Genomic DNA, 15,693 nt, shown 5'->3' on the forward strand with positions numbered 1-15,693 from the left:
CTTTCGATTTACATAAAATCTTCTTAAGGCTCTTCAATAATTAAATAATCAAAAAATGGACGAAAAAACTTCAAATCACAAAACTAAAAAAATTCAGTGTAATAATTAGGTCGTAATAATTAAATTCAGACAACTCACTAATTTTTTAAAAGAAAGTAATTCAAATTTATGTGGTATAAATTTCATAATTTAAATTAATTAATATATAAACTCGTAAAACAGGATTATTAGAAATAAATCTGATAATGAGGGATTATTTGGCTTTGGATCAAAATTTCAGAGAATATGTTAAAAATCATGATTCATTGATTTATAGCTTTACCTTAGTTCTTTTGGTAACGCTCTTAGCATATCATCGGGTACAGATTCAAATTGAAATCGGCCCAATATGGGATACATTTGATTTCCTAGCAAATGCCATGTACTTTGCTGGTCAGGGATTCGGATACTCCGATTTAACCAGACCACCCCTACTTCCATTTTTCACTTCGATATTTTTCCGTTTCTTTGCAGTATCTGAATCTGTAATATTCTATTTAGATGCTTTATTTTTAGTTTTAGGTGCTTATGGGTTTTATTTATTTTTAAGAATGAAATTCAAGGCTCTTGAAAGTTTTCTAGGTAGTTTACTGTTTAGCACCTTTCCCATAGTTCTTTTGTTTACTGGAGTCGGGCTTTCAGACATTCCCAGCGTGTCTTTATCAATCTGGGCATTATACACTACTGTTTTAGCAGTTAAAAATAATCCAAAGTTTTTTTACCTGTCATTTCCCCTGGCAATACTGGCATTTTTAACTCGTTATCCTGCAGGATTCATTATTTTTCCCATATTCTTCTACTTAGCAGTAAACCGTCATGAAATAAACCTGAAGCACTTCCTGGGAGGTGTGTTAGTATCATTGTTACCTGGATTGCTAGTTCTATTGTTCTTTTACCACCAATTTAGCAATCCATTAGAACCTTTTTCTTCATTTTATGCTACCACACAAAAAGCATGGCCCACTAACTACGTATATTACCACCCTGATTCCCTGTATTTCATAAAAAACATTCTATCCTACATAGGGGTTGCAGGGATGACCATAATTTCCATAATAGTTTTAAGCATTTTCGTATGGATAATAACTAACTTTAATCGTATTAAACTAAAATTTAGTAATTTATTCAAGTCCAAAATAATATTTAAGGCAAAATTAAAGATTTCAGCGCTCATTCTGCTCTTTTCGCTATTTATTTTAACCTTTGCAAGTGTAAATTACTTGTTTAGTGAGATTTTATTTCTTTTTCTGTGCATTCTATCATATGATCTATTGAGAAATAGTAATATTCATGATTTGGACTTTCATTTTTTGTTTTTGTCCTGGTTCATGGCATTTTTCATATTCCACAGCGTATACACCATAAAAGATGATCGTTACTTTATCACTATGGCTCCGGCTTTAAGCTATTTTCTAATTGTAGGTTTTAGTGGAATTAAAAAAATATGGGGATTCAAAAACCAAAATAAAAACCTTATATACAATATATTAGTCCTGCTGCTGGTTGTTATGATGTTAATATCAGCAGTAGATTATATGCAGGGAATACTGGATAGTGAATCTCAAAATGCAGAAAAATTAAAGAATATTAAGATGGCCAGTGAATGGCTAAAAGTTAATGATCCTCACTACATTGAGAAAACTATATCCTCTGATGAGTGGCCTTACTTCAGCTGGTATCTGAAGACAAATGTGAGGGCAGTTCAATTATTTAACCATAAAGAGGATTATGAAAACAGTTTGAACTCTGATAATGCTGATTATTTCTTGACAGTAAGGGAAGGGTTAAATTTAACTAATTATAGGTTAATAAAACAGTTTGGGTATATAACCATTTACAAAAGACAGTTATGATAGTTGGGTGCTTTCTATATGAAAACTGAAAAATTTGAGGATAATAACTCCAAAATTGTTTTCCTTTTGCTTTTAATAGTAACTGTCTGTCTGATAACCTATTTTCGTGTTAATATTCAGTTAATTGTGGGTCCTGAGTTTGATGGGTTTGATTTCCTTTCTAATGCTGCTTTATTTGCCGGAAAGTCTATAGGTTATTCAGATATTCTAAGACCGCCTTTTCTACCCTTTTTAACTTCCCTTTACTTCCGTTTTGATGGATTATATTATGGGGCAAGTTCCATAATAGATGGGCTTATATACATTTTTGGTTGCATCGGACTTTACCTGTTCTTAAAAGAACGATTCAATGCAGTTATAAGTTGTGTTGGGTCTTTACTATTTGCCACATTTCCCATAATCATCACCTTTGCAGGAGCAGGTCTTACAGATGTTTCCAGTGTATGCATCACCATATGGGCTGTTTACTTAACTTATCTAGGAGTTAGGAAAAATTCTAAATTCTTTTACTTAGTCCTACCTGTGTTTTTAATGGCTTTTTTAACTCGTTTTAACATGGCTCTGGTTATCTTCCCTATACTTGCCTATATTATAGGAAATCGCAAGGAAATTAAGAATCCTAGAAATATTCTATTAGCCTTTATTTTGGGAATCATGATTTTAGTTCCCCTGTTCATCTTTTTCAGTGCAAAATTTGGAAATGTGTTATATGTTTTTCTGGACTTTTTACGTACTTCCAGTGGTTCTGGCAGTACAATGCACTTCGCATACAACCCTGATTCACTTTATTTTGTTAAAAATATGCCCTATTACATTGGTACCGCATCATGGATTATCATCCTTTTAAGTATATTTGCTTTCTTTGTTCATTCTTACAAAAAAGTTAAACCAGGGTTTTTAGAAAAAATTAAAAGTTTGAAGAAAGGAATTGAGTTAAAATTAATTTTAACTATCGTTTTATTAGCAGTTTTCATTTTAACATTTGGAAAGACGCATTATATGGTAAGTGAAATAATTTTCTTTGCCATTACTATTCTAATCTATGAAACTGTTTCAAATCTGGAAGTTGATCTGGGATGGGATCTCCTCTTCTTTTCATGGTTCATGGCATTTTTCATATTCCAAAGTGTTTACATTGCCAAGGACCACCGATATTTCATAGCCATGGCACCACCAGTGGCTTATTTCCTGACACGAGGACTGAATTTTTTCACCCAGGAATTTGAGTTCAACTATAAAAATAAAAATTTAACCCTGTATATTTTTTCAGCATTTCTGGTGCTGCTCATGCTATCACAGGTAGCCATACAACTTTCAGAGATAGAACATGTTAATCAGAAAAATAAAGTATTCAACCAGGATGTCTCTGATGCCAGTGGATGGTTAAAGGTAAATGACCCAGAATATAAATCTAAAGTGATCTATGCAGATTACTGGCCCTACTTTGGATGGTACCTGCAGACTAATGTAGGGAAAATGCCAATGTTCAGGGACAATCAGAGTTTATACCAGGGTGTGAAGGACTATAACTTCACTGCTGATGATAAAAATGCCTTGAATAATGAACTTAATAGAATTCGTCCTGATTACTATATGTGTGCTTGGGAAGGAATGAACTTCACAAATTACCAAGTCGTGGCCAGATTTGGCTCAGTAACAATATTTAAAAGAGTGCAGTGATAATCAATTGATTAAGTGGTGTTTAAAATAAAAATAGGAGTTATAACTTCTGCTTACCCTGATTTTGAGGATGATCCTCATGGAATATTCGTTCACAGACTCATGCGAGAAATAGCCAAAAAGGGGCATGAAGTGCACGTGCTGGCACCTTACACTGGTGGTGAAACAGATTACCACTTGGAGGGGGTACATGTGGAAAGATTCCACTATTTCTACCCCCGAAGATACCAAAAGCTTTCTGGAAGGTCGGGAATGATCGATAATGTTAAAGAGGGGTTTTTGGTTAAAATTCAAGTATTAACTTACCTCTTTTTCAATGTCTTTTATTCACTAAGGAAACTGAAGAATATGGATATTATACATGTCCAGTGGCCTATCCCCAATGGACTGGGGGCTTTGTTCCTTAAAAAAGTCTATGGAATTCCCTACATTAACACCATCCACGGAGAGGAGGTTCATCTATCTAAACGTTACCATATGCTTTTTGCTCTGCGCTGGCTGGTGAATAATTCCTCTAAAACCATTACCAACAGCACTGCAACCAGGAATTTCTCCATAGAAGCCGGCCTTGATGGGGAAAAGATTGATGTAATACCATTCGGGGTGGAAACAGACTTTTTCAGGCCACTGGAAGTTTACAAAGACCCGGATATATTTCAAATACTTTCAGTTGGATATTTAATTGAAAGGAAAGGATTCGAGTATCTAATACGTGCCATGCCACTGGTTTTAAAGGAACATGAAAATGTCCGATTAAAAATAGTGGGATCCGGGCCACTGGAATCAAAATTGAAATCACTGATCTATGAACTGGAGCTTGCAGATAAGGTGGAAATTGTTAAGAATGTTTCTGATGAAGAACTATTAATGATTTACAATTCCGCAGACCTTTTTGTCTTACCTTCCATTGTGGATTCACAGGGGAACACGGAAGGGTTAGGTGTGGTTTTATTAGAAGCTATGGCTTGTGGGTTGCCGGTTATTGGGTCGGATGTAGGGGGGATTTCTGATATTATTGAAAATGGGAAAAATGGTTTTCTGGTGAAAGAAAAAGATATTACTGCATTAAGTTACTGCATTATAAAAATTATCAATGATAAAGGGATTTTAAGTTGTCTTTCAAATAATGGTTACAAATCAGTGAAAAATAAGTTTAGTTGGAATAAAATTGCTAATTATTATCAGAATATTTATTTAAATATCCTAAGGTAACCCAAGGTCTGCATATGTTTAATTACATTAGAAAAATTTTCAGTAATGATGATTACAAGAGAATTATAGATAATATTATTTCATTGTTTGGTTTGCAGGGGTTTAATTATCTTATGCCTTTAATCACTTTCCCCTATTTAACTCGAGTTTTAGGGCCAGATAATTATGGTCTTTTAGCATTTGCACTAGCTTTTATTGGTTACTTCCAAATTTTAACTGATTATGGGTTTAACCTATCAGCTACAAGGGCAATTTCTATAAATCGAAATGATAATTCCAAAGTTTCAGAGATATATAGCTCTGTAATGGTTTCAAAAGCTATTTTAATGATTATAAGTTTTTGTCTTATGACTTTTATTGTTTCTAGTTTTGATAAGTTTCGAAATGATTGGTTATTGTATTTCTTTACATTTGGTCTTGTTTTTGGTAATTTGCTTTTACCTACTTGGTTTTTTCAAGGGATGGAGAAGATGAGATACATCAGTATCTTAAATATTTGTATTGGGTTGATTTACACAATATTCCTATTCATTTTTGTGCGAAATAAATCTGATTACATCTATGTCCCGTTAATAAATTCTATGGGCACCATAATTGTGGGGTTATATGCATTGAGTCTCGTTCATAGAGAATTCAATATAAAATTTTGCAAACCTTCTATGGAAAGTATTAAAAACCAACTTAAAGATGGTTGGCATTTATTCATTTCCAATATGGCTATAAGTCTTTATACCACGTCTAACCGTTTCATTTTAGGGTTTTTTGTAAGTAACTATATTCTAGGATATTATGCAGTGGCTGAAACAATTGTCAAGGCATTACAGGGCTTGATATCACCAATAAGTCAAGCTATTTATCCATATATTTCTAAACTTCAATCAGAAAACAAACAAAAAGCAATAAAACAATTTAAGAAAATTTTAATGTTAATTGGATTATTATCTTTTTTAATTTCGGTTCTTCTTGTCTTCTGCTCACCTTTATTGGTAGAACTTTTGGCAGGCAGTGCATACACATCAAGCATACCTCTATTACAAGTAATGGTTTTCATTGTCTTTGCGGTAGGAGTGAACAATATATTGGGGATACAGGGACTGGTAGCATTTGGTTATCAAAAGAAATTCACAAAAATTGTGATATTTACAGGAATTATTCACATATTCCTATTAATATTTTTGATAGTTATACTAGGAGCTATGGGTGCTGCTATTACTGTTGTAATCACTGAACTCATTATCTGTCTATTAATGTATCTTTCATTAAGAAGATTAAAAATATTATAGATTGTTTTATTGTTATTTTTGATTTTTTACCTATTTGCAATTATTATATGCTCATCATCTTTAGAAACCTTTTTTTTTTGATTATTTATTTGTTTTGTTCTAGGAATAAATCTAATCAGCTGGAGAAGAATATTTTAAATAATAAGTATTTAATTATGGTGAGATAACTGGATCTGACTTGGAGCACTATTTTTATATCGAATAAGGTCTTTTCAATGTGCTTTTTCAAAGTGGATCTTATTTTGTAGTGTTTTCCTTAAACACTACTTCGACATTAAATAATAAGTTCAATCCATCTTTCGACAATTACGGTTATTTGCAGAGAATAAACAATTAAATCTTTTTTTTTAACATTATTAATAATTTAAAAGGTTTTTAAGAAATCCTATTTTTAGATTTCTTATAGTTAGATTTTATATACTAATTTCTTTTGAAATCTGTGAAGTTCGTTAAATTTTTAGATTAATTATTTGTCACTTAATCTAATTATTTTGGATTATTTTTAATATGTGGGTGTGATGGGATAATAATTATAATTCGCACTTTTCGAGTTCTTAAGAATTTCATCTCATAAATGTTAATATCATCTACTTACAAAAAGTAATTAAAATCTCGATAAATATAAAGATTGAATAATAATTTTCAAATCTTTTATAATGCTGAGGTGTAGATAAATTGTTTGATTATATTGTAATTGGAGCGGGACTAGCGGGTTCAGTTATTGCAGAAAGAATAGCCAATGTATTGGACAAAAAAGTACTGGTTATAGAAAAAAGGAATCATATAGGTGGTAACTGCTATGATTTCTATGATGGAAATGGAATATTAGTGCATAAATATGGGCCTCACATTTTTCATACTAATGATACAAATGTTTGGAGATATCTGTCAAAATTTACAGAATGGCATGATTATGAGCATAGAGTATTAGGGTTTGTAGATGAGAAAAAGGTGCCGATACCTTTTAATTTAAACTCATTACATGTACTTTTTTCAAATTATTTTGCAGACAATTTGAAGAACAAGTTGATCAATCAATTTGGTTATGGTGCAAAAATTTCGATATTGAAACTTAAAAAATCCCCTGATAAGGATTTGAAGTTTCTTGCTGATTTTGTTTATGATAAAATATTTCTTAACTACACAAAAAAACAATGGGGGATGAAACCTGAAGATTTAGATCCTTCTGTCACTGAAAGAGTACCCATATTTGTTTCTTATGATAACCGTTATTTTCAAGACATATTTCAGGGTGTACCTCAAGAAGGTTATCACCTAATGTTCGAAAGAATGTTGAATCATTCTAATATAATTTTAAAGCTTAATACGGATTCTAAGAATCTTTTAAAAATAAAAGATGGAAATATTTATATAAGAGGCACTGAATTCAAAGGTTTATTAGTTTTCACAGGTAGAATTGACGAACTTTTCGATAAGGAATTTGGTCCATTACCTTATAGGTCTCTGAATTTTGAATTTGAAAATATTCAGCAGAAATTTTACCAGGAAGTTGGAACAGTTAATTATCCTAATGATTTCAATTTTACTAGAATCACAGAGTTCAAACACATCACTGGCCAAAAAAAGCCAGATACTACAATTGTCAAAGAATATCCAAAGTTTTGTGACAATGAACAGGACATACCTTATTATCCTATTCCTAAATCTGAATACGAAAAACTTTATAAAAAATATGCTAAAAGAGCACAAGATGTAAGAAATTTAATTTTGGTAGGTAGGTTAGCTGAATTCAAATATTTCAATATGGATATTGTTGTTCAAAGGGCATTAAGAATTTTTGAGGAGAAAATTAAATGAAAATATCATATTTATTATTGGGCTGGGGAAATAAAGGTGGTTCTATCGTTCTTTATAATTTTATGGATAATTTAGTAAGACGAGGGCATGAAGTTCATGCTGTCTTTCCTGATAAAAATATCAAATGGGAAGTTGGGATTTGGAGATATAAGTTGGGAACTGAATCTGAAAATAATAATTTTTTAAACTTTTTTAAAAAAAATCTTTTTAATATTATTCCCAATAGTATTTTGGAATATTATAAAAGTATTATAGATAAGAGAAACTTAAATGGCCTTATAGATAATTGGCAAACTTCTGATATCACTGTAGCCACATTTTATCTTACTGCATATGCTGCTTATTACTTATCAGATAGAACTGTACCTTTGTACCATATGCAGCATTTTGAAGAATTATTTGTTTCTGATAAAAAAAATCGCTTGATCGCGAGAAATACATACTATCTTCCTTTAATAAAAATTGCAAATTCAAGTTGGCTTAAAAAGATAATGAAAGAAAAATTCAATAAAGAAGCATATTTAGTGAAACCTGGTATCGATTTAAAGATTTTTAAACCATATGAAAACCCTCAGAATAAGTATGTCTATAAAAATGAGTGGAGAATTTTAAGTTATTTGGATGAAAAAAGGGAATGGAAAGGTTTTAATGATGCTGTAAAAGCAGTTAAAATTGCTCGAGAATATCTTCAGGAAAAGGGCATAAAATTGAGATGGGAAGTATTTGGGATTGATCCTCCTTCTAAAAAATATGAAACAGATTTTAAATATATTGGTGCAATTTTTAATAAAGATTTAGCTTATTTATATTCAAAAACAGATATAGTATTGCTTACATCGTGGTACGAAAGTTTTCCACTTCCACCAATAGAGGCTATGGCTTGTGGGAGTTTAATTATTACAACAAGTTTTGGGACTGAAGATTATGTTATTGATTATCAAAACGGATTGGTAACAATGCCTCGAAAAATTCTGGATATAGCCAACAAAATTATCTATGCAATAGAAAATCCCAATGAATCCTTAAAAATGGTTAAAAATGGTTTAAAAACAGCTGAAGAATACGATTGGGAAAGTTGTACGGATGTTTTGGAAAAAGTTTTGACACAATCAATTGAGAACTATTCTTTTGATCAGTTTAAATTTTTTGACTTACTTAGTGAAGGGAAATTGAACCAATTAGAAACTTAATTAAAATTTATTACAATCGGGAAGGAATAATGATTTCAATTATTACTGTTTATAATAATAGAACTTTGCTTGAAAAATGCCTTTTAAAGAGTTTAGATTCTCAGACAGCTAATTATGAATTAGTTTTATTAGATAACAAGCATAAAAATTTTAATTCAGCTGCAGAAGCCCTTAATTATGGTGGAAACAAATCCAAAGGTGATTATCTGATGTTCATTCATCAAGATTACGATTTGGAGTCTGACACATGGTTAGCTGATGCGGAAGAGATTATCAAAAATCTTGAAAATGTGGGAATAGTTGGGCTAGCAGGTAAATATGATAGAAATATGATTTCAAACATTACTACTGGGCATCCACCAGAATTGGCAGGTCCAATTCAAATAGAAGAACCTGTAAAAGTTCAAACACTGGATGAATGTCTATTTATCATTCCCAAAAAAATATTCGAAGAAATTAAGTTTGATGAAGAGGTTTGTGACGATTGGCATTTATATGCTGTAGATTACTGTTTAAGTGTTAAAAAAGCTGGTTATGATGTTTATGTGATTCCTTTGGGAGGTTACCATGCATCGCCGGGCTATTCCTTCACTCCGGAAGGATATTATTCAACTCTGAAGAAACTCGTCCAAAAATATAAGGGCGACTACAAATGGATATACACTTCAACTGGGAGTTGGAGTACAGTTTACCCTTTATTTTTGCAGATTGCATACCAAAAACTCTATTATTGGTTGGGATTAGGAAAATAGTCAAAATAAATCATTTTTATATGATTTCGTCAAATTTGAGCATATATTCGCAGTCCATTTATTTTACCATTAGTAATTTCATTATAATTTAAAAATCGAACATTGCTGGAATCACCCCAAACAAAGTAGTAGGTAATATTACTGGCCAACAATTCTTTCTCTAATTCTGCAGAGTTATTAACATTCCTGGGAAGTCCGTAGTATTGGCTATTCAAATAATAAGAAATCTGCAAGGTTTTTTCCCAATTACCATTGGATGCAATATTCCCGTGAATACCAAAATCACTCTGCAATGTTTGACTTAAAGAGTAGATACCATCATCAGTGTGGGGATACACAAACAATTCATAGGCTGGACTTAACATGAATGAAAACACCAAAATTATTAGAAGAACATTTCTTAATCTTGAATCGATTTTTTCAGTTTCGTAAAGAATTTTTGTCAAATAGAAACCATTTAACATTATCAGGATAATAACAGGCCATAAGAAACGTTCTTGAATGAATATTAAACAGTATCCCGCAGAATAAATCGCAATAGTAATTAATATGTATGTTAATTTATTTTTAAAAGATTTATTCATCTCTGACTTCAAAATAAGGTAAAAACTGATTATGATTATAACTAATGATAGAATGGAATAGTATTCAATAGTCACAACTACCAGGTAGAGATTTTTAGAAATTAGTTCTAATTGGTAGGAGAAATTTTCCCAGGATTCAAATGGACTCCAATCTTTCAATTTTACAAAATAAGGATCCTCCCATATGCTGTTAGCAGTTGGATTTGTAGGTTTAATTAGGCCCATATTATAAATGGGATAATCAGGATAATCTGGACCCATAACTGCATGATTATAGTCTGTTGCAGTGCTGACAGTTATTTTATCGTACTTCTCACTTATAAGACCCACCCAAATCCCACTAATAATCACAAAAATTGACAAACCTAGAATAAGATTCTTTTTAACCTTTTTTTTATTATTCAAAGATTTAAAATAGAATAAAATGTTGAAAAGGGTAAAATGAACCAAGAAGAAAGGGAAAATATAACTTTTACTTAAAAAAGCCATAGCTCCGATAAAGCCACATGAAACACCATTAATCCACTTGTCGACATAATTTGATTTGAAAATTATGCTAAAATAATAGGTTAGCAAACATGCCACTAGCAAATCAGGAGTGTCGTAGAATATGGCGAAAAATAAAATCATGGGAATTGAAGTCATTAGCACTGCTCTTTTAATAGGAGTATCTAAATTAAAAGTTGAGCTCAACCGACTGATCCCTATTATGGTGAAAAATCCAACAATTAAGGATACAATCCTGGTTACATATGGTGCATAAGCGGGTTTGTAACTGATTAAAAGTATAGGAATCATTAACCATGAATAAAGAGGACTCCAGACACCATTAATGGCATTGGCCCAGTCTCCGTTAACATATTTCAATGCAATGGAAATATAAGATATCCCATCGGCACCGAGATTAAAATGGTAGTAATTAATGGAAAATAAAGCAAGAATTGAATAAATGATTAAAACCACAATTAAATCCTGGTTTTCAGAAATTAATGGTAACTTTCCCATTTAAACCCTCATTAATTAATTAATGGTTTTTTTGGTGTCAAAAATTTCTATCAACTTCTATCAACTTTAATAGTCTTTATTCGCAGTAATTGAATATATTTAAGATTTTATTCCATCAAAAAATCCACGATAATAGGTGGAAAAAAGGTGTTTATTATGATAATAGATACTGAGTGAGATCGGGAGTAGGATTAATCCCACTATCTGGTAAATTACAAAAATTGTGTAATCACTCTTTTTTGCCCATTTTTTCATGAAGATCCACCGGTTACGGGTTATGTAGTATAAACCTGCTGGTTTGCTAATCCCTCCTCCGGATTGTGAAACCTTATGCCAAACATGGGCACTGGGAACATAAAGGCTTTCATAACCTGCCTGGTTTGCTCTGAGGGTCCAGTCACTTTCCTCAAAGTATAAAAAGTACTTCTCATCCATCAAACCTATTTTATGGATTACTTCTGTTTTTATAAGGAAGGCAGAGCCGCTAACATATTCCACCTTTTTTTGCTCATCAAACTGTCCATGATCCGATTGCTTGGTGCCAATTTGCACGCCCCGACATAACTTCCAGGATATTTTGCACCCAGCACTCCAGATTACATTGGGTTGGTGGTAAATATAAATCTTCGGACCTAAAATACCAATCTCTTCCTCTTTTTCTCCTACTTTCACTAATTCATTCAGGAAATTTTTTCCAACTACTGTATCATTATTTAAAAGTAGAACATATTCCGGTTCCAGATTTTTGAGGGAAAACCTGATTCCAATATTATTTCCTTCAGCAAATCCATAGTTTTTTTTATTCTTTATCAAAATCAAAGAATCAGAATCTAAAGTGCGACTCTGGTGATCTATAGTTTGTTTTTGGCTCTTATCATTACTAAATTCTTGTATAGTTATAGGCTTGTTTTCAGGGTTATATTCAAAAAATTCTGATTCAACTTTCAGTTCCCCTTTACAATATTCAACAATTTTAGCATGAGAACCATCCTTTGAATTGTTATCTACCAGCACTAGTGAAAAATTTGGATATTCTATCCCGTAAACAGATTCCAGGCATTCTATGGTGTCCTGCCAACCATTATAGTTCACGATAATTATGGTTACATGAGGATAATTCATAAGGATCACTAATACTATTTAAATAATATTCAAAATGCCTGGTAGCACCGGTTTTTCGGATATGTGGCATAAATCTCTTTTAATCGTATTGAAAAAACGATTTTCTATTTTATTTTTTTTCTAAGCAACTTATTTTCCTTTTGAACCAGATAAATTTCCCTCTTCAAAAGACTTATTTGGGTGGCTACAAATCCGAATATTAATATTTGAATCCCTGAAAGGATGGTTAACACCATGAAGAGCATTAACGGACGGGTAGGGTCCAAACCACCAATTAAATATAAATAAAATAGGTATAGTGCACTAATTATTCCAATAATACATAAAGTAAGCCCTACTAATCCGAATAGCAGCATTGGTTTTTCGTAGAATGTAAATAGGAGGTGGGCTATGGTTGTTGATTTGATTTTTATCTTGGATTCGCCGTATTTTCTTCCTTTCAGAACCACAGGGATCTCCTTTATTTTAAAACCAACTGCATTGGCTTTTGAAAGTATTTCCGGGTTAATTTCTGTACCTGAAGATTCTAAATCTACAGAATCCAATACTTCCCTGCGATAAGCTCTTAGGATGCCTGTAACTGTGCTAATATTTCCTGTGAGTGCGTAACCCACGATTTTATTGGCCATTTTACTAATGAATAGTCTGTGAAATGGTATGGATTCAGTCTTCCCCCCGGACATGTACTGCGACCCAATTACAATATCCACACCAGCAGAATCGAGAGTTTCGGTTAATCTTGGAATGTATGATGGATCGTAACTTAGATCAGCGTCTAAAGTAACAATTACATCCCCACTTGAATATTCAAAACCAGTGATAAGTGCCCGGCCCATTCCCATGTTAATGGGATGTTCTAAAAGAATGACATGGGGGTTTTCGGCAGCATAATCTTTTACCAGATTGCTGGTATTATCCTCACTACCGTCATTCACCACCAGAATTTCATAATCATTATAAAATTCTTTAAGAACTTTCTCCACGGTTTTTAATGTCTTCTGAACATTTTCCTCCTCATTAAACATGGGGATTATTACAGAGATCTTCATATAATACAAATAGAGTCTTAATTAATTAATATAAATTTCTAAAAAAATGTAGTATAGTTTAAATCCGATTCCTTAATCAATTATTAGAGTAAAAAAGAGTTCTATTTTTGGAGAAAATAGTTATAAGAGAGTTCAAATTTTATTCAAAGTCTTGAAATGTTTAGGCAGGGGCTTCAATTTGGCAGGTGCACCTATGGCTAAATAGTACGGGGGAACATCTCTGGTTACAATAGCACCTGCAGCTACCATAGCTCCTTCTCCAACTTCAATCCCTGATAAGAAAGTTGCATTAGCTCCAACTGATGCTCCTTTACGTATTATGGGGCCTTTAAGTTTATAATCCACTCTCAGGGGGTATCGGTCGTTGGTAAAACAGGCACAGGGACCTACAAATACATGATCCTCAATTAATGAATTCTTGGGAATGTAAACGTTGGACTGGATACTTATATTATTTCCCATTTCTGTGTGACCCTCAACCACAGTATTTGTTCCCAAGAGTACTTTATCTCCAATGTATGTTTTTTCTCTAACCAGTACTCCATGGCCGGTCTGAAAATCATTACCAATCTCTACATCATTATAGATGACGGTGTTGGATCGAAGTAAAGCATTTTTGCCAATTATGGGAGGTTTAGATCTGAATTTATAGCTAACCCCTAGGGTAACATTATCATAGACTTTAGGTTGGTTAATATTTTCTTGTGAGTCAACTCCAAAAAATATATTTTTAAAGTTAACCTTGTCACTGGATCCCCATGGATTTTTAAATAATGCCATAATACCTCAGATTTAAATATTCATTTCAATTTTCATACAGTAATTGTTATATTATCTAACTGGTACTTAATCAATTTTACCATGGGAGTATAATTCACTGACCAGTATATTGATAAATAATATGATCCCAATAATTTGTTAATAGCTTAAAAAATTAATACGGTGATGTATTGAAGATTATGGATAAGGTAAAACTGTTAATTCCTTTCACTCCTTTAATTGCAGTTTTCTTAATCCTCATTCTACGTCCTTATTATCTTTTTCCAGTGGGGGGTGATACAGACTTTCACCTTCTCCGGGCACGTGAAATTCTTGAAAATCCACTTATTGGTCTATTCTGGAGTAATTTAACTTATTACCCTATGGGAAGGCCGATATGGCACCAGCCATTATTTAATGCAGTTTGTGCATTTTTTTGGTATATTGGTGGAGTGAGATTCGCTCAAACTGTGATGTGTTTTATGCAAATTTTAATAACAGTGGGGGTTGCCATCTGCTTTGCTAAAAAAGAATATGGGGATATGGCAGGATTTTTTGCAGGATTTTTTGCATTATTTGTACCAGCAGTCCTCCCATTAAGTGTGCCAATACCTGCAAGTTTCGTCCCAATTTTAGCAGTGCTTACCATATACTACATCCTGCGAGATAAGAAAAAAGCACTTATCACTTCTTTAATAGCTTTATGGACGCATATGATGTCAATTACTTCATTTATACCTCTATTTTTGGCTGATAATTATAGGAATAAAACCAACTTGAAGATTATTGCCATACTCCTGCCTTCATGGCTTTTCTGGATGGGATACTGGATTTACTTCCGGGACCGGTTAGTCACTGGGGGATTTTTCTATTCACTCCTGCACCCCACATTTATGTGTGCCGATCCAACTCTACCCTCATTTTACATACAAACATCCATTTTTCTAGTTGGTTCTGTTGGGTTATATTTACTGTACAAAATTAACTACAGACAGTTTAAATTATTCATAACTTACATCCTTATCGTGATTATTTTCAGTTTCTTCGGATTTAATGGGGATTTCTTAAGAGGTTTACAGTTTTCTGCTCTGCCAATGGCAATTTTGGCTTCATTTACTGTGCAAACAGGATATGAATATCTGGAAAATAATCATGGATCTGTTGTTTCTATAGTGTTTCTAATTATGGTTGTGTTCTACTCATTGCTGGGAATGGCTATTTTTGTGGGGAGTTTACCCAACAAAGAATCAGGTCACTGGGAGAACCTCCAAATACCATTTGAAGGGCATTATAACCCTTTAAAATCTTATATTATAGATAATACTCATAATAATCAGGTCATCTGGT

General features: G+C 32.6%; 12 protein-coding genes. 8 read left to right on the plus strand and 4 right to left on the minus strand.

Going from position 1 to position 15,693, the window contains the following annotated elements:
- The first annotated feature begins 257 nt into the window (after positions 1 to 257).
- From HVN35_05450 to HVN35_05480, 7 genes are all read left to right on the plus strand, one after another.
- Positions 258 to 1,892, plus strand: a complete 1,635-nt coding sequence (locus HVN35_05450; GenBank protein ID NYB51983.1) for a glycosyltransferase family 39 protein — start codon at positions 258 to 260, stop codon at positions 1,890 to 1,892.
- An 18-nt stretch (positions 1,893 to 1,910) separates the two neighbouring features.
- The gene (locus tag HVN35_05455) at positions 1,911 to 3,572 is read left to right on the plus strand and encodes a glycosyltransferase family 39 protein (GenBank protein NYB51984.1); all 1,662 of its coding nucleotides are present in this window, start codon (positions 1,911 to 1,913) and stop codon (positions 3,570 to 3,572) included.
- 27 nt (positions 3,573 to 3,599) lie between these two features.
- Positions 3,600 to 4,784 (plus strand): glycosyltransferase, encoded by a 1,185-nt coding sequence (locus HVN35_05460; GenBank protein NYB51985.1) that lies wholly within the window; start codon positions 3,600 to 3,602, stop codon positions 4,782 to 4,784.
- A 14-nt stretch (positions 4,785 to 4,798) separates the two neighbouring features.
- On the plus strand, positions 4,799 to 6,067 hold the full coding sequence (locus HVN35_05465; protein NYB51986.1) for a flippase: 1,269 nt from the start codon (positions 4,799 to 4,801) through the stop codon (positions 6,065 to 6,067).
- A 675-nt stretch (positions 6,068 to 6,742) separates the two neighbouring features.
- The gene (gene glf / locus HVN35_05470; GenBank protein NYB51987.1) at positions 6,743 to 7,885 is read left to right on the plus strand and encodes a UDP-galactopyranose mutase; all 1,143 of its coding nucleotides are present in this window, start codon (positions 6,743 to 6,745) and stop codon (positions 7,883 to 7,885) included.
- On the plus strand, positions 7,882 to 9,075 hold the full coding sequence (locus HVN35_05475; protein NYB51988.1) for a glycosyltransferase family 4 protein: 1,194 nt from the start codon (positions 7,882 to 7,884) through the stop codon (positions 9,073 to 9,075). The genes glf and HVN35_05475 overlap by 4 nt, the downstream gene beginning before the upstream one ends.
- A gap of 29 nt (positions 9,076 to 9,104) precedes the next feature.
- Positions 9,105 to 9,827: a family 2 glycosyl transferase gene (locus tag HVN35_05480; GenBank protein NYB51989.1), complete on the plus strand. Its 723-nt coding sequence runs from the start codon at positions 9,105 to 9,107 to the stop codon at positions 9,825 to 9,827.
- 29 nt (positions 9,828 to 9,856) lie between these two features.
- Here HVN35_05480 and HVN35_05485 read toward each other — a convergent pair whose 3' ends face one another.
- The 4 genes from HVN35_05485 to HVN35_05500 form a co-directional block, all read right to left on the minus strand.
- The gene (locus tag HVN35_05485) at positions 9,857 to 11,416 is read right to left on the minus strand and encodes a hypothetical protein (protein ID NYB51990.1); all 1,560 of its coding nucleotides are present in this window, start codon (positions 11,414 to 11,416) and stop codon (positions 9,857 to 9,859) included.
- A 99-nt stretch (positions 11,417 to 11,515) separates the two neighbouring features.
- A complete protein-coding gene (locus HVN35_05490) occupies positions 11,516 to 12,538 on the minus strand; it encodes a glycosyltransferase family 2 protein (GenBank protein NYB51991.1) in 1,023 nt (340 codons plus the stop codon).
- A 104-nt stretch (positions 12,539 to 12,642) separates the two neighbouring features.
- On the minus strand, positions 12,643 to 13,587 hold the full coding sequence (locus HVN35_05495) for a glycosyltransferase (GenBank protein NYB51992.1): 945 nt from the start codon (positions 13,585 to 13,587) through the stop codon (positions 12,643 to 12,645).
- Positions 13,588 to 13,719: 132 nt separating this feature from the next.
- On the minus strand, positions 13,720 to 14,367 hold the full coding sequence (locus HVN35_05500) for an N-acetyltransferase (protein NYB51993.1): 648 nt from the start codon (positions 14,365 to 14,367) through the stop codon (positions 13,720 to 13,722).
- A gap of 170 nt (positions 14,368 to 14,537) precedes the next feature.
- On the opposite strand from HVN35_05500, the gene HVN35_05505 reads away from it, so the two are divergent.
- A partial coding sequence (locus HVN35_05505; GenBank protein NYB51994.1) for a hypothetical protein occupies positions 14,538 to 15,693 on the plus strand: 1,156 nt, incomplete at its 3' end.

This window comes from Methanobacteriaceae archaeon (assembly GCA_013403005.1).
Taxonomy (GTDB): domain Archaea; phylum Methanobacteriota; class Methanobacteria; order Methanobacteriales; family Methanobacteriaceae; genus Methanobacterium.